Origin of the sequence: Brevundimonas sp. UBA4553, assembly GCF_002387245.1 — a bacterium.
GTDB lineage: Bacteria > Pseudomonadota > Alphaproteobacteria > Caulobacterales > Caulobacteraceae > Brevundimonas.
This window is the reverse complement of the sequence record NZ_DGLD01000016.1, coordinates 52,360-68,249: the sequence shown is the minus strand read 5'-3', so window position 1 is coordinate 68,249 and position 15,890 is coordinate 52,360. Positions and strand designations below refer to the sequence as shown.

Sequence of the window (15,890 nt, the reverse complement as noted above, 5' to 3'; positions counted from 1 at the left end):
GCATGAAGACCCTTCTGATCGCGGCCTTGGCCGTCACCCTGTCGCCGACGCTGACCCTGGCCAGGACGCAGGCTGCGCCCGCCGCACCAGCGCCCCAGGCGGCCGCACCCGGACCGCAGGGAGCTCCTGCGACCGACACGCCGTTGCTGGGCGCAGCCCAGCCGTCGCCGGACTGCGGAAACCTGCACGGCCTCAACGGCCGGGCCTTCTGCGTGACCGCGCCGCTGGCCGGCATCGGCGCCCTTGCGGAAACCTACATCGCTCACTTCGAAAGCCAGGGCTGGCTGACGGCGGGCGGCGATGACAACCGTGTGGTCCTGATCCGACGCAAGGAGGGGGGCGTCTGCGACGGCATGCAGATGGTGGCCTTCTATGACACTGCCGGTCCGGCAGCGCCGGAATCGCCGGGCTATCTCGGCTTCGCCACCATTCCGGGGAACGTCTGCGCCGGGCAGCCGGCCGGGGGAGCGACGCCTCAGTGACCACGGCCCGTATCGACGCCCGTTTCGCCGCGCTGAAGGCCGAGGGCCGGGCCGGCTTCATTCCCTATGTCATGACCGGCGATCCCAGCCGGGATGAGGCGCTGGAAATCCTGCGCGGTCTGCCCGCCGCCGGGGCCGACCTGATCGAACTGGGTCTGGCCTTTTCGGACCCCATGGCCGAGGGGCCGCCGATTCAGCGCGCCGCCTTGCGTGGGCTGGCGGCGGGTATGACCCTGCGCGGTACGCTTGATCTGGTAGCCGACTTCCGCAAGGGCGACGACGCCACCCCGGTCATCCTGATGGGCTATCTGAACCCGGTCGAAAGCTATGGCTACGAGGCCTTCGCCGCTGACGCGGCGGGGGCGGGCGTGGACGGTCTGATCGTGGTCGACTGCCCGCCGGAAGAGGCCGGGCCACTGGCGGCGGCGCTGGACGGCCAGCAAGTATCGCTGATCCGTTTAGCCACGCCGACCTCGGACGATGATCGGCTGAAGGTTATCGCACAAGGCACCTCGGGCTTTGTCTACTATGTCTCAGTCGCCGGCGTGACCGGGGTGAAGGAGGCGCAGGCCGCCGCCGTCGCGCCCGCCGTCGAGCGCGTGCGCAGGGCTGCGAACCTGCCGGTCGCCGTCGGTTTCGGCGTCAAGACGCCCGAGCGCGCCGCCGAGATCGCCCGCGTGGCCGATGCGGTGGTGGCGGGGTCGGTCTTCGTCGATGAAGTCGCCGCCGCGCTCGCCGCGAACGAACCGGCGGCCCCCCGCGTTCTGGCCAGGGTGAAGGCCTTGGCCGATGCGGTGAAAACCGCCCGGGCTAGTGCTTCCGTCGCGGAAACCGTCTAAAGGCGCGCTCATGGTCGACAAGAATTCCGAGAACAAGCCGCGCGGCGGCTGGCTATCCCGCTTCGCTCCCGGCGTGCGCAAGATCGTCAGCCGACGCGACACGCCCGACAATCTGTGGGTCAAGGACCCGGACAGCGGCGAGATGCTTTTCCGCACAGACCTGGAGGCGGCCCTGTGGGTCACGCCGTCGGGCCGTCACATGCGGATCAATGCGCCCACGCGTCTGAAGGCGACGTTCGACGACGGCGTGTTCGAGAGCATCGACACCCCGGACGTGCCGGAAGACCCGCTGAAGTTCTCGGACGGCAAGCCCTATCGCGATCGCCTCAACGCGGCGCGCAAGGCGGCGGGTCGCAAGGACACCATGGCCATCGGCTTCGGCAAGATCGACGGCGTGGCCGCGGTCGTCATCGTCCAGGACTTCACCTTCATGGGCGGGTCGCTGGGCATGGCGGCGGGCGAGGCCTTCGTGGCCGCCGCCCGTGAGGCCGTGAAGCGCGGCGTGCCCTTCGTCTGCTTCACCGCCGCCGGCGGCGCGCGGATGCAGGAAGGCGCGCTGAGCCTGATGCAGATGGCTCGCACCACCCTGGCGGTGCAGGAAGTGAAGGCGGCGCAACTGCCTTACGTCGTCGTCCTGACTGATCCGACCACGGGAGGCGTGACCGCCTCCTACGCCATGCTGGGCGACGTCCACCTGGCCGAGCCGAACGCCCTGATCGGCTTCGCCGGCCCGCGCGTGATCGAGACCACCATCCGCGAGAAACTGCCGCCGGGCTTCCAGCGCGCTGAATATCTTCAGGGCAAGGGCATGGTCGACAAGGTCGTGGCGCGCGGCGATCTGCCGACGACCCTGGGCCAGATCATGTCCATGTTGATGGGCGGCAAGCGCAAGGCGGCCTAAAGCCTTCGCATGGACCCGATCTCGGAACGCCTGCGCGCCCGCCATCCCCAGCGCATCGATCTGTCGCTGGACCGGATGCGGGCCCTGTGCGCGGCTCTGGGCGATCCGCAGAACAAGCTGCCGCCGGTGGTCCACGTCGCGGGCACCAACGGCAAGGGCTCGACGGTCGCTCTGATCCGGGCCATCGCCGAGGCGGCGGGCCTGAAGGTCCACGTCTACACCTCGCCGCATCTGGTGCGTTTCAATGAGCGGATTCGCCTGGCCGGAAGCCTGATCAGCGACGATCAGTTGAACGCCGCCCTCGACCGCATTGAGGCCGCCATGGTCGAGATGAGGGGCGAGGCCACCGTGTTCGAGAGCACGACCGCAGCGGCCTTCCTGGCCATGAGCGAGACGCCCGCAGATCTGGCCATTATCGAGGTCGGGCTAGGCGGTTCGCTGGACGCGACCAACGTCATCGATCGGCCGCTGCTGAGCGTCATCACCCCCGTCGATCTGGATCACGCCGAGTTCCTGGGGGACCGGATCGAGGGCGTCGCGGCCGAGAAGGCGGGCATCCTCAAGGCCGGGGCGCGGGGCGTCATCGCGCGTCAGTCCGAAGCCGTCATGGCTGTGATCGAGCGCCGCGCAGCCGAGGTCCGTTCGCCGTTGACCGTCATGGGCGTGGACTTCGACGCCTGGGCCGAGCGCGGCGGGCTGGTCTATCAGGATCAGGAGCGCTTCCTTGACCTGCCGGCGCCAGCTCTCAGCGGCCCGCATCAGTTCGATAACGCCGGGGTGGCCGTGGCCGCCGCTCTGGAACTGGACCTGCCCGAGAGCGCCATCGTCGAGGGGCTGAAGGCCGTGCGCTGGCCCGCGCGAATGCAGCGTCTGACGGCGGGGCCGTATGCAGAAAGAGCGCAGAAGGTCGACGCCGAGCTGTGGCTGGACGGGGGGCACAACCCGCACGCCGGGCGGGCCTTGGCCCGGACCCTAGCCGAGCGTCAGGCGCGGGCGCCGCGCCCGCTGGCCCTGATTGTCGCCATGTTGGCCAACAAGGACGCGGGCGGCTTTTTCGAGGCGCTGAAGGGGATCGAGGCGCAGGTCTTCACCGTCGCTTTCGACGGCGCGGCGGCGGACCCGGCGGCTCTGGCTGCGGTGGCGCAGGGGCGCGGCTTCGGCGCTCTGGCGGCGTGGTCGGTGGACGAGGCCGTGGACCGGGCGCTGGCGCTGGGGGCTGGCCGGGTGGTCATCTGCGGCTCGCTGTATCTGGCGGGCGAAGTGCTGAGCGCCAGCCCCGAGACCTGGCCCGTCTAGTGTCGGCCTGAAGCGCGCAAGAAAAAGGCGGCGGGCCGTTAGACGCCGCCGCCTGATCACATCGGTTATGCGGTTCTAGTCCGCCTTGACGCCGGCTTCGGCCAGCCATTCGACGATCTTGCCCTTGGGCATGGCGCCCACCTTCATCGAGGCCAGTTGGCCGTCCTTGAACAGCATCAGGGTCGGGATGCCTTTGACACCCATCTTGGACGGGGTCATGGGGCTGTCGTCGATGTTGACCTTGGCGATGGTCACCTTGCCCGACAGTTCGTCGGCGATCTGTTCCAGCGCCGGGCCAATCTGCTTGCAGGGGCCGCACCACTCGGCCCAGAAGTCCACCAGGACGGGGGTCGAGGATTTCAGGACGTCGGCGTCGAAGCTTTCGTCGGTGACTTTGACAGTCGCCATGAATGGCTCTCCTTTAGGGGCGCTACGCTTGGCCCGCGGGCCTCGCTGCTTCAGCGCCGAATGGGTGGCGCGCTGAGGATCGGCTCAGCGTTCCCCGCAGATGTGGGAGCGAATCCCGCACAAATCAACGCGCATTTGAAAGAGCCGTGTCCATCAGGCTTTGCGGCACCGCCATCAGCTTGGGTCCGTCGGTCCAGACCAGGGCCGCCTCGACGGCGCGGTTGGGATAAAGTCGCTTCAAGACCGCCGTATAGACCGCCATCTGCAGCACATAGGCCGGGTCGGCGTCCTCGACGTGGTCGGGGGCTGGGCGGTTGGACTTGAAGTCCACCACCATCACACGCTCGGGCGTGACCACCAGCCGGTCGATGCGGCCCGAAATGGAGACGCCGGGGGGCAGGTCAGGCGAGGAGCCGGTCACGGCCACCTCGGCGCGCGAGCCGGGGCCAAAGACGGGCGCGAAGCGGTCGTCGTCCAGCACGGCGAAGGCTGCCCCGATCATCTCGGCGCGTTGATCGTCCGACAGGTCGCGTTCGCGGGCTAGCATCCGCACGGCGGCGTCGGGTCGGTCGAGCGGGGCGATGTCCGGCAGGCGTTCCAGCAGGCGGTGGATCAGGTCGCCGCGTCGGAAGCGGCCCAGACCGGCGCCAAGGCCTTCGCCGCGCGCCAGCGGGGAGGGGGCGGGGATGCGCTTCTGCTCCTGCATCTGCGACGGCGAGGCGAAGCGGGCGGCGGCGTCGCGGGCGGGCGTGACGCGCGTCCAGTCGGGGGCCTCGGGGCGGTGCTCGGCTACGGCTCTGACGGCGGGCAGGACGTCAAGATCGACGCCGTAGCGGCGGACATTGTTGTCGAGCGTGCGCACTTCGTCGCCGAGACGGTTGAAGGTCTCTTCGATGACCGACCACCAGTCGCCGGGCTCTGGCGAGCGTTTGGAGCCGCGGCCCATGACGATGACGCGGTCGCGGGCGCGGGTCAGGGCGACGTAGAGCAGGCGCAGCGACTCGTCGCTGACCCGCGCCTCGCGCGCGGCGCGGGCGGCCTCGGAGGCGGCGCAGTCATCGCCCTTGGAGCCGGGGCACATCAGCCAGGCCTCGCCGTCGCCCATGCCGATGGCGTCGAGCGCAACCGGCATCAGGCTCGGCCCTTGCGCTTTCGCCTTCATGGTGGTGTCGGGCAGGATGACGACGGGCGCCTCCAGCCCCTTGGCGCCGTGGACGGTCATGACGCGGACCTCGCCGCGCGGGCCTTCCAGTTCGCGCTTCACCTCGACGTCGGCGGCTTCCAGCAGGGCCAGACAGGTTTCGAGATCGATCCCGCCCCGGTTCTCGGCGGCCAGCACCTGATTGAGGGTCTCGTCGACGGCCTCTTCGGCCTCGCGGCCCAAGCGGGTCAGGACGCGGGCGCGGCCCGAGGCGCCGGTGTCGTCCACCCGGTTGAGCAGGGTGGAGAAGAAGGCGAAGGGGGCACCGTCGCGCGCGCCGCGGGCGGTCAGGCACAGCTCCAGCGCCCGGCGCCATTCGGGGCGTTCGTCGGCGCGGGTCTTCAGTTCACGCCACAGGCCCTGACGCTTCTCGCGCCCGGCCAGATCATAGAGCGAGGCCTCGTCGACGTCGCAGAACGGGCTGCGCAGCACTTCGGCCAACGACAGGTCGTCGCCGGGGAAGAGGGCGAAGCGAGCCAGGGCCTTGAGGTCGTCAAAGACGATGTGGCTGCTGAGCTTAAGGCGGTCGGCCCCGGCGACGGGCACGCCCGCGCTCTTCAGGGCGCGGATGATCTCTTCAAAGGTGGAGTCGCGGCGGCGGACCAGGATGAGGAAGTCGCCATAACCGCTGGCGCGCGGCTTGCGCGTGTTGCGGTCATAGACCGTGGCGCCGGTTTCGACCTGCCGCCTGATCTCCTGGGCCAGGGCGGCGGCCATGCGTTTGCGCGCGCCCGCCACGCCTTCCTGATCGACGGGATCGTCCCAGGCGTCGCGCTCGGGCGGGGCCTCGTCCATGAAGAGGGGCCAGAGGTCGACGCTGCCGCGTTGGCCGACGCGGGCGGGCAGGTGGCGGGGGATGTCGCCGGCCTCGCCGACCAGGGCGCGGGTGCGTTCGGGATCAGTGAAGGCGTGATCGACGAAGGCGAGGACGTCCTCGGTCGAGCGATAGGAGGTCTCCAGCGGCACACCCTCGAAGGCGGAGCCGGAGGCGGTGATCAGGGCGTCATAGACCTGGGCTTCCTGACGCAGGCGTTCGGGCCGGGCGCCCTGGAAGGAGTAGATCGACTGCTTTTCGTCGCCCACGGCGAAGACGGTGCGGTCGGTCGCCTCGCCCGAAAAGAACTCGCCGGTCAGGGCGCGCATGATGGCCCATTGCTCGGGCGCCGTGTCCTGAGCCTCGTCGATCAGGACGTGGTCGATGCCGCCGTCCAGCTTGTACAGCACCCAGGCGGCGGTCGAGCGTTCGGTCAGCAGGTCGACGGTTTTCGCCACCAGATCCGAGAAATCCAGCGCCCCGCGCTCGGCCTTGGCGGCCTCGTAGAAGGCGGCGTGGGCCACGGCGAGCGTCAGCAGCTTGATGGTGTCGGCGGCGACCTTGGCGGCGCGCACCACGTCCAGCGTGGCGAGATATTTGCCCTGAAGGTCAGTCAGCCAGCCGCCCGCGTCGGGCGGGGCCTGCTTGGTCGCCATCGACTTGCGCGCCTCGCCCTTGCCGGTCAGGAAAACGACGCCTAGGCCGTGGAAGCTCCACTCATGATCGAGGGCGTGGAACAGTTCTGCGGCGCGGTCCTTGTCGGTCTTGGCGCCGGTGGCCATCAGTTCGGCCATGCGGCGGACCTCGCCCCGATCCAGCCAACGGGTGAAGTCGACCTCGATATCGTCGGGCGTCTGGTCGGGATCGGCGCCGGTCAGGGCGTGGGAGCCGGGGGCGGCGCCGTCGCCGACGCGGGCGACATAGTCGGTCAGGTCGGCGCGCCGGGCCTCGATCATGGCCAGCAGGCTCTCGAACCGGCCCCAGTCCAGCTCGACGGCGAAATGGCTGTAGGCCTGACCCACCGGGCCGTCGGGATCGCGCAGCGCGGCGCGGGCCAGTTCCTCGCGCGCGGCGTGGCTGAGGGCGATGGCGGCCTCGTCTTCCAGCACAGTGAAGCGCGGCGAGACGCCGGCCTCGATGGGGAAGCGACGCAGCAGCTTTTCGCAGAAGGCGTGGATGGTCTGGATCTTCAGCCCGCCGGGCGTCTCTAGCGCGCGGGCGAACAGGCGGCGCGCCTCGGACAGACGGGCGGGGTTGAGGGACGCGGGATCGCTGGCGTCCAGCTTGGCCAATTCGGCGGACAGGGCGGCGTCGTCCATGACCGCCCACTTGCCCAGGGTGTCGAACAGGCGGGCCTGCATCTCGGCGGCGGCGGCCTTGGTGTAGGTGACGCAGAGGATGGCCGAGGCCCCGGCCCCGCCCAGCAGCAGACGGGCCACGCGGCTGACCAGGGTGGTGGTCTTGCCCGACCCGGCGTTGGCGGTGACGAAGACCGACAGGGCCGGATCGGCGGCGCGGATCTGCGGATCGGGGCGCATCTGCGGAGTGGCGATGTTCATTCGCTGTCGCCTTCTTCGCCGCCGACCACGTGCCATTCCCAGACGCGGGCCAGATGGTCGTAGTTGCCGCCGTAGTTGCCCATGAACTGGGGCGCGGCCCATGAGACGTAGGGGGTTTCCGGGTGATCGAAGCGGGCCACCCGCTTCTTCAGCCCCTCCAGCGCCGCTTCGCCAAGCGCCGCCGCTTCGGGACCGGAGGCGCGCACCGCGACCTCGCCCGCCTTCTTGCGCCCGACGACGCGGACATAGGTCAGTTCGTCGGCGGGGACGGGCCCGTTGGTGTCCTTGAAGCCGCCGTCGGCGAGGATGGCGGCGGTCAGGGTCAACTGGGGTGCGAAGCCCGCCTTGACCTGTTTGCCCGACGGCACGCCGCCGGTCTTGAAGTCCATGATGGCGGCGGCGCTGGCCCCGACCTCGATGCGGTCGGCGTAGGCCTTCATGGTGAAGGGACCGGCGGGGGCGTCGAACGTCATGGTCCCTTGCTGCTCGATCAGCAGATTGACGCCGCGCGCTCGGCGTTCGGCCTCGAACCCGGCCAGCCAGCGGGCGCAGTTGCGGGCCAAGGGCGTCTCGCGCGCCATGGCGGCGTCCTCGAAACCGTGGGCGGTCAACTCCTCGATCAGCAACTGCTCGATCTGGGCCTCGCAGTTGTCGGGCAGGACGTGGGGCCACATCAGGGTCATGCGCTCGATGGCTTTGTGCACGGCGTTGCCGCGCGCCATCGCCTCGGCCGAGGCGCCGGGCCGGTCCATGATGTTCAGGCCTAGCACCCATTGGGCGTAGATGGCGTAGGGATCGCGCACCCAGCGCTCGATGCGGGTGACATAGAGGCTGCGCGGGCGGCGCTCGACCGGGGGCTTCGGCGCGGGACGCGGCGCGAAACGGGCGGGGCCGGGCGGCGGAGCGTCCAGGGCGCGGGTCCATTCGGCCAGACCCTCGGGGGCCGGAATGGCGACCGGGGTGGCGGGGGCGTCGGCGCCGCGCGTCAGCATCTCCAGGCGCCACAGCCAGCGCGAGCGCACGGCGGGCTGGCCGCCGCGCCGTTCGCAGTGGATCAGGACGGCCTCGTCGGCGCAGGCGGCCTGGACGAAGTCCTGCGCCGTCTGGCCCAGACGCCGCTCGGGCGTGGGCAGGTCCAGGGCCTTCCTCATCGGCCGCGACAGGAAGGGATCGACGGGGGCGGGGCGAGGCCAGACGCCCTCCTCCAGCCCGGCCAGGATCATGCGGTCGGCGCGGGTCAGACGGGCCTCGATGGCGCCGAGAATGCGCAGACGCGGGTGGGTGGCCCCGCCGGTGCGCACCGTCTCCTCGCCCAGCAGACCGGCGGTCAGGGCGGCGAAGTCGGCGCGGCTGACCGCGCCTAGCGAGCCGCCGCCGTCGATCAGGGCCGACAGCAACGAGGCGGCGGCCTCGCCGTCGGGACCGGCCCAGGCGTTCTGACCGGCCAGGGCCTCGATCAGGGCGGTCAGGGCGCGGGCGGCGACGTCGGGAGCGGCCGTGGGGGTGAAAACCGAGAGGGCCTCGGCGGAGAGGGTTTCCAGCCGAGCAGCCAGGGCGCGGGCGCCGGACAGGCGGGCGGATTTCCACTCGGGCAGGGGCTGGCCGCCGCGACCGGGCTCGGCGGCCTTCAAAAGGCGTGTCTGAATCTCGGCCCAGTCGCGCGGACGCGGGCCGCGCAGGGCGTGTTCCTCCAGCGCCGAGGCGGCGTCGGGCAAAGAGGTGTCGCCGAGGTCGAGCCGGGTCAGCGGGTGCTTGATCAGACCCAGCAGGGTCTGGGGCTTGAGCGGGCTCTCGATGAAGCGGGCGCAGAGATCGACCAGGACGCCTGCGCTCATCCGCGACAGGGGGGCGCCGGTCGAGGCGTCGGGGATGATGTTCCAGCGCGCCAGCCGGGCCTCGACGCGGCGCGACAGGTCCAGATCGGGGGTGACGAGGGCGCAGGTCTGGCCGGGCGTTTCCAGCGTCTCGCGCATCAGCAGGGCGATAGCGGTCGCTGCCTCTTCCTCGGCGCGGACGGAGAGGGCGGACAGGCCCTTCAGCCCTTCGGCGATTGGGTCGGCGGCCTGGCCGGCCTCGGCGGCGTCGGCGCGCAGGCGGGCGATCTCGGCGCGCCAGTCGTCGGTGGCCTCGGCGGGGCGCAGGGCTTCGTTGATCAGGCGCTGGCGGGCAAGACCGCGCGCCTCGACGCGCGGCGCGATGGCGGGTTTGAACCAGGGGCGGACCTGATCGCGCGAGATGTCGGCGCGGGTCAGTAGGGCCTTCAGCGCGGCCTGGGGGTGCTGGTCGTCGATGCGGTCCCAGACGCCGTCGGCCAGATCGAGGTCGAGGCCGGGTAGGACGACCACGCCCTGGGGGGCGCGCGCAACGGCGGCCAGAACGTCGGCGGCGGCGGGGACGGTGCCGGTCGACCCGGCGGCGATGACGGGTTGCTGCGGCGGGCGCGCGTCCCAGGCATCGGCCAGACGGCGCAGCAGGGTGGCGCGGCGCCAGGCGGAATCGACCAGACCTAGCGCCTCAAGCCGTTTGGGCCAGGCCTCGACGGCGAGGCCGAGGAAGCGGGCGCTGTCCTGCCAGTGGGCGGCCAGATCCTGTTCGGCCAGCCCGGCGATGCGCGACAGGTCGGAGACTTCCTCCAGCTGGCAGGAATCGAGGAAGCCGCTCAGAGCATCGGCCATTTCGAGGGCGCGCAGGGGCTTCATCCCCGGCTCGAACTCCTCGACGATCATCCGCGCCATCTCGAAACGGCGGGTCAGGGGTGCGATGGCGGGGGGCAGGTCCAGACCCAGTTCGCCGGGGGCGAAGGGGGGCTCGTCCTCTTCCAGATCGCCGAGCGGGCGGACCTGGGGCAGCAGGACGGGACGGTCGCCGGCCAGCTTGCCCAGGGCCGAGGAGAAGGCGCGGGCGGCGCGACGGTTGGGCAGCAGGATGGTGGCGTCGGTCAGGGTCTCGGGCGTCTGATCGCCGAGCCAGTCGAGCACCCCGGCGGCGAGGTCCTCGAGGAAGGGCCGCCAGGCGGGCACGGCGCGCCAGCGCGGCCCGGTTCCGGCGAACGGATCGAAGCGGCCCCCCGTGGACATCAGGCTTCAGCCTTCAGTCGGGCTTCGGCCTGGTCGCGGGCCTGAGGGTCGCCGACGTGCATCCAGTCGCCGTCCAGCACGCAGCCGTAGAGGCGGCCCTGAGCGGCGGATTGGCGCCACAGGGGGCTGAGCGAGAAGGCGCCGTCGGGGCCTAGGTCGGCGTAGTCGGGGCGGGTGATGTGGACGCCCATGTAGGCGAAGGGGGCGGAGGCGGCCTCGCCCCGGAAGGTCAGTTTGCCGTCGTCGCCGAGGAAGAAGTCGCCGCCGCCCTCGAAGCCGATTGAGCCTTCGCGCTTGGCCAGCAGCAGGGCGGCGTCCATGCGTTCAGGGTCCCACAGGCGGATAAGGTCTGCGAGCGCGTCGCCGCGGTCGATCCAGACGCTGTCGATATTGGCCACGAAGACGGGATCGTCGCCGAGCAGGGGCCGCGCCTTCTTCAGGCCGCCGCCGGTTTCCAGCAGTTCGTCGCGTTCGTCGGAGATGGTGATGGCGGGACGGGTTCGGGCGGCCAGATGGCTCTCCAACCGGTCGGCGAACCAGTGGACATTGACCACGGCCTTGGTGACGCCCACCTCGGCCAGCCGGTCGAGAACATGGTCGATCAGGGCGCGGTCAGCCACCTCGACCAGAGCCTTAGGCCGGTCGTTGGTCAGGGGCCGCATCCGGGTGCCGAGCCCGGCGGCGAGGACCATGGCGGTCTTAGGGGCGTTCATCGACGGAGATCCTCCGGCACGTGGCGGGCCATCCAGGCGGCGACGGCTTGGAGGCCGGGCGCCTTCAGGTTGGCGTTCAGGTGGGCCCACATGCGGGGCATGAAGGCGGCGTATCTGGGCTTGGCGTCGCGGGCGATCAGGCGGGCGAAGATGCCTAGAATCCGCGCCTCGTTCAGCGCCGCCAGACCCGCGTAGGCCGCCATGAAGGCTTCGCGGTCGGTCTCGGGCCGCAGGGTGAAATAATGGTCCAGCGCCAAGGCTTCCAGCTCGGGCGTGACGTTGCGGCGGGCGTCCTGCAACAGGGAGTGGAGGTCCCACGACGGGTGGGCCTTCACCGCGTCCTGAAAGTCGATCAGGCCGACCGAGGCGGCGCCGGTCTGGCCGTCCAGCCGGATCAGGTTTTCGGCGTGATAGTCGCGGTGGGCCATGACGCTGGCGCCCGCCTCGCCCGCCGCCGTGATCGGGGCCCAGACGGCGCGCCATTCGGCGACGGCGTCGTCGTCGAAGGCCAGCGACGGGATCAGTTTCGGCAGCCATTCGACGAAGAGGTCGGCCCCGCCCTGCAGCGCGGTCTGGTCATAGGTCAGCAGGGGCCAGTCGCCCGCCGGGCCGCTCAGGACCTCGGGCGTCGGGGCGGCGTGCAGGACGGCCAGGGCCTCGACGGCGGCGCGGTAGAGCGGGGCCTCCTCGGCGCCCTCGTCGATGACCTTGGCGAACAGGGCGTCGCCGAAATCCTCGATCACGGCCAGGCCGTTCGGGGCGTCGACGGCCACGATCTCTGGCGCGGACAGGCCGAGCGACTTGAGGTGGGCGGCGACGGCGGCGAAGGCCTCGATGCGGCCAGCCGACAGACGGGCGACGGCGTTCCAGCCATGGGCGTGGCGTTGCTCCGGCGTCCACGATGGATCGCAGGGCTGGCTCTCGGCGGCGGGGGCCTGATCCATCAGCATCAGGGTGGCGCCGGAGGCCGTGGTCAGCCGCTCATAGCGGCGCGTCGAGGCGTCGCCGGGCAAGGGCGCGCGGACGGCCTCGGCCAGACCGGCCGAACGCAGAAAATCGAGACGGAGGGCTTCGCGGTCAGACATGGACTTCCTTCAGTTTGGCTTCCCACGAGCCTGCGCCAATAACGGACGCAAGGCGGCCTTCGCCGTCCTCGGAAATGGTGATGCTCAGTCGGTCGGGGCCGAGCATATGGCCCGGATCATCGCCCAGCCGTTCGGGCCATTCGATCAGGGGGCAGCCTTCATCGAGCGCCTCGTCCAGACCGATCTCGAAAGCTTCTTCGGGACGGCTGAGGCGGTAGAGGTCGAAGTGGGCGATGGGCGGATCGCTTTCGTAGAACTGGACCAGGGTGAAGGTGGGGCTGGGCACGTCCTCGTCGGGCGAGGTCAGGGCGCGGATCAGGCCGCGCGCCAGGGTCGACTTGCCCATGCCGAGCGGACCATAGAGCAGGACGGACTCGCCGGCTTCCAGCAGGGGGGCGATGGCCTGGCCCAGACGGGTGGTGGCCTCGGCGTCAGGCAGTTCAAAGGTCGTCATGCGAATACAGCGTCAGGGTCGGCGGCCAGGGTGCGCTCGACAAAGGTCTTCAGGGCCACGGTGGCGCGGGGGGCGTCCACGTCCAGCGCTTCAGGGGCGATGGGCAGGCCGACGCTGAGATCGAACTCCTGGCCCTGCTTGTTCAGCAGTTCGTGGAAGAGGGTGATGTCGCGCAGTTCCTGAGAGAAACGGTCGAACAGGTGGAACAGTCGGCTGGTCGGCCCGGCGACGTGGATCGGCACCACGGGGGCGTCGTACTTGCGCGCGAGAGAGGCGGCGGTGGCGGCCCACTCAGGGTCGGTCAGCAGGCCGTGGGAGTCGACGCGCGCCAGGCGTCCGGCGGGGAACATGACGACGCAACGCTCGGCCTCGAAGGCGTCTTTCGCCGATTGAAGCGTGGCGCGGGTCTTTTCACGGGTGCGTTTGGCCGTGACCCATTCGACTGGGACGACAGTTTCGGCCAGTCTCGGCGAGACGCGCAGGGCGTCGGCGTTGGCGAAATAGATCAGGTCGTCGCGCACGGTGCGCAGGGCGTCGTGGACCGCCAGGCCGTCGGCGATTCCGGTCGGATGGTTGCAGACGACCAGACAGCGGCCCGTGACGGGCAGGCGGTCGAGGTTCTGCGTCGTGACCGTCAGGTTCAACAGGTCGGAAACGTGGTCCAGCGCCTGGCGGCCGCCCATCGGGCCGATGGCGTCGGCCATGCGCCGGGCCTTGGCGTAGTCCAGCAGACCATATAGGGCGGGACGAACGAGGGGCCAGGCGGCGGAGCGCGTCAGACGCGGCGCGCGCTCGGCGATCAGCACATCGACGATATGAGAAGGCGTGGGACTCATGACCCTGCTTGTCGCCGCTCCGGGCGACGGCGGCAAGCGGCTTGGCGCTGGGTATTCGGCCGCCTATCAACAAGCCGAGCTGTAATCAGGATGGGGTTTGAAGATGCAATCACGCTGGATGCTGGCCGCCGCTTTCGGAGCCTTGATGATGGCGGCGTCGCCAGCCTTGGCCCAGACGTCTGCCCCGACCGCAGCCGAGGCCCCCGCGGCCCGCGCTGGTCTCGGCGTCAAGGAACTGGCGATGATGGAGCGGGTCAGCGATCCGCGCGTGTCGCCCGACGGCCGCCGCATCCTCTATGCCGTGCGTACGACCGACTGGGACGGCAACAAGGGCGTCAACGCCCTGTGGCTGGCCGAGGCTGACGGGGGGACGGCGCCGCGCAAGCTGGCGATCTCCGAGGGCGGCGTCTCGGGCGCGCGCTGGGCGCCGGATGGTCAGGCCATCTATTTCCTGTCCTCGCGTGGCGGTTCCAACCAGGTCTGGCGCGCCGATCGCGAGGGCATGGCGGCGGCCCAGGTGACGACCCTGCCGATTGACGTCTCGGGCTTCCGCATCGCCGAGGACGGGCGTTCGCTGATTCTGGCGGTCTCGGTCTTCACCGATTGCGCCACCCTGACCTGCGTCAAGGATCGCCTGGCCGAGCGGGCCAAGAGCGGGCTGCAGGCCTATGATCGCCTGCCGCTGCGGGTGTTCGACCGCTGGGCCGACGGGCGGCGCACTCACCTGTTCAGCCAGCCGCTGAACGGCTCCGGCCTGGCTGGCGGCGAGGCGCGCGACCTGATGCCGGGGCTGGACGCCGATGTGGCGGCGGGCGACGGCGACTTCACCCTGTCGCGCGACGGCAAGACCCTGATCTATTCGACCCAGAAACAGGGCGCAGGCGAGCCCTTCACCAACAACAGCGACCTGTATCGCGTCGCGCTGGACGGGGGGGCGCCGGTCAACCTGACCGAGGGCAACAGGGGCGCGGACGGCAACCCGGCCTTCTCGCCCGATGGCCGTCGTCTGGCCTGGCTGGCCTCGCCGCGCGAGAACGTCGGCGGGGATCAGGCCGTGGTCATGATCGCCGACGCCAGCGGCGCCAATGCGCGCCAGCTGACCAACTGGGATCGCGGGCCGTCGGGCCTGACCTGGCGTTCGGATGGGCGAGCGCTCTACGTCACGGCCGCGGACGAGGGGCAGAACCGCCTGTTCGAGATCGACGCCCGCACCGGCGCGATCAAGGCCCTGACCGGAGACGGTGCGGTCAACGCCTTCGACGAGGCGGCAGGGGTCGTGGCCTACGCCCACGACAGCTTCACCACCCCGACCCAGGTCTTCGTGGCGGAGAACGGCGGCGCGGCGCGTCAGGCCACCCAGCACAACGCCGACCTGCTGGCCCGGTTGGACCTCCCGGAGGCTGAGCCTCTGAGCTTCGCCGGCTGGAACAACGAGACGGCGCACGGCTGGGTGTTCAAGCCCGCGGGCTATGTCGAGGGGCGCCGGTATCCGGCGGTCTATCTGATCCACGGCGGGCCCAAGTCGCCGTGGACCGAGAGCTGGTCCTATCGCTGGAATCCTCAGGTTTATACGGCGGCGGGCTATGCGGTGGTCATGGTCAATTTCCACGGCTCGCCGGGCTATGGTCAGGCCTTCACCGACGCGATCAACGACCACTGGGGCGACCGTCCGCTGGAAGATCTGCAGAAGGGTTGGGAGGCTGCGCTGTCGGCCAATCCGTGGATCGACGGCGACCGGGCCTGCGCGCTCGGCGCCTCCTATGGCGGCTATATGGTCAACACCATCGCGGGCAAGTGGAACGGGCCGTGGCGTTGCCTGGTCAACCACGCCGGGGTGTTCGACGTGCCGCAGCTGATGAACGCCATGGACATCGGCAACTTCATCCACGAGTTCGGCGGCCCCAGCTGGACGCGCAAGGACCTGTACGACGCCTTCAACCCCGAGACCTATGTCGCGGACTGGAAGAAGCCGATGCTGGTGCTGCACGGGTCCAAGGACTTCCGCGTGCCGATGGAGCAGGGGCTGGCCACCTTCTCGGCCTTGCAGCGCGAGGGCATTCCCAGCCGCTTCGTCCACGTGCCGGACGAGAACCACTGGGTGCTGAAGCCCCGGACCTGGGTCGACTGGCAGCAGGAGATCCTGGACTGGACCGCGCGCTGGACGGCGGAGGGGCAGGACTAAAACGGGACTTTGCGGGCGGCGCAGGGGGGTATAGGCCTTCGGG

General features: G+C 70.3%; 12 protein-coding genes. 5 read left to right on the top strand and 7 right to left on the bottom strand.

Features of this window, described 5'->3' with window-relative positions:
- Positions 1-2 precede the first annotated feature (2 nt).
- The 4 genes from B4A39_RS11095 to B4A39_RS11080 are packed head-to-tail and all read left to right on the top strand — an operon-like array spanning position 3 to position 3,518.
- Positions 3-482 (top strand): hypothetical protein, encoded by a 480-nt coding sequence (locus B4A39_RS11095; protein ID WP_292036562.1) that lies wholly within the window; start codon positions 3-5, stop codon positions 480-482.
- A complete protein-coding gene (gene trpA, locus B4A39_RS11090) occupies positions 479-1,321 on the top strand; it encodes a tryptophan synthase subunit alpha (RefSeq protein ID WP_292036560.1) in 843 nt (280 codons plus the stop codon). The genes B4A39_RS11095 and trpA overlap by 4 nt, the downstream gene beginning before the upstream one ends.
- A 10-nt stretch (positions 1,322-1,331) precedes the next feature.
- The gene (locus tag B4A39_RS11085) at positions 1,332-2,222 is read left to right on the top strand and encodes an acetyl-CoA carboxylase carboxyltransferase subunit beta (protein WP_292036559.1); all 891 of its coding nucleotides are present in this window, start codon (positions 1,332-1,334) and stop codon (positions 2,220-2,222) included.
- A gap of 9 nt (positions 2,223-2,231) precedes the next feature.
- The gene (locus B4A39_RS11080; RefSeq protein WP_292036558.1) at positions 2,232-3,518 is read left to right on the top strand and encodes a bifunctional folylpolyglutamate synthase/dihydrofolate synthase; all 1,287 of its coding nucleotides are present in this window, start codon (positions 2,232-2,234) and stop codon (positions 3,516-3,518) included.
- A 75-nt stretch (positions 3,519-3,593) separates the two neighbouring features.
- Here the strand turns inward: B4A39_RS11080 and trxA are convergent, their stop codons facing one another.
- The 7 genes from trxA to B4A39_RS11045 form a co-directional block, all read right to left on the bottom strand.
- The gene (trxA, locus tag B4A39_RS11075) at positions 3,594-3,926 is read right to left on the bottom strand and encodes a thioredoxin TrxA (RefSeq protein ID WP_292036557.1); all 333 of its coding nucleotides are present in this window, start codon (positions 3,924-3,926) and stop codon (positions 3,594-3,596) included.
- 124 nt (positions 3,927-4,050) lie between these two features.
- Entirely contained in the window at positions 4,051-7,500 is a 3,450-nt protein-coding gene (gene addA, locus B4A39_RS11070) for a double-strand break repair helicase AddA (protein ID WP_292036555.1), read from the bottom strand.
- Positions 7,497-10,577 carry a double-strand break repair protein AddB gene (gene addB / locus B4A39_RS11065; protein ID WP_292036554.1) on the bottom strand — a complete coding sequence of 1,027 codons (3,081 nt, stop codon included), beginning with the start codon at positions 10,575-10,577 and terminating at the stop codon, positions 7,497-7,499. The genes addA and addB overlap by 4 nt, the downstream gene beginning before the upstream one ends.
- Positions 10,577-11,290: an N-acetylmuramate alpha-1-phosphate uridylyltransferase MurU gene (murU, locus tag B4A39_RS11060; protein ID WP_292036553.1), complete on the bottom strand. Its 714-nt coding sequence runs from the start codon at positions 11,288-11,290 to the stop codon at positions 10,577-10,579. The genes addB and murU overlap by 1 nt, the downstream gene beginning before the upstream one ends.
- Positions 11,287-12,375, bottom strand: coding sequence for an N-acetylmuramate/N-acetylglucosamine kinase AmgK (gene amgK, locus B4A39_RS11055; protein ID WP_292036552.1), 1,089 nt, complete (start codon positions 12,373-12,375; stop codon positions 11,287-11,289). Before amgK ends, murU begins: the two co-directional genes overlap by 4 nt.
- On the bottom strand, positions 12,368-12,829 hold the full coding sequence (tsaE, locus tag B4A39_RS11050; protein WP_292036551.1) for a tRNA (adenosine(37)-N6)-threonylcarbamoyltransferase complex ATPase subunit type 1 TsaE: 462 nt from the start codon (positions 12,827-12,829) through the stop codon (positions 12,368-12,370). Before tsaE ends, amgK begins: the two co-directional genes overlap by 8 nt.
- Positions 12,826-13,665, bottom strand: coding sequence for a GNAT family N-acetyltransferase (locus tag B4A39_RS11045; protein WP_292036550.1), 840 nt, complete (start codon positions 13,663-13,665; stop codon positions 12,826-12,828). Before B4A39_RS11045 ends, tsaE begins: the two co-directional genes overlap by 4 nt.
- Positions 13,666-13,768: 103 nt before the next feature.
- On the opposite strand from B4A39_RS11045, the gene B4A39_RS11040 reads away from it, so the two are divergent.
- Complete coding sequence (locus tag B4A39_RS11040; protein WP_292036549.1) at positions 13,769-15,847, top strand: alpha/beta hydrolase family protein; 2,079 nt, start codon at positions 13,769-13,771, stop codon at positions 15,845-15,847.
- Positions 15,848-15,890: the final 43 nt, after the last annotated feature.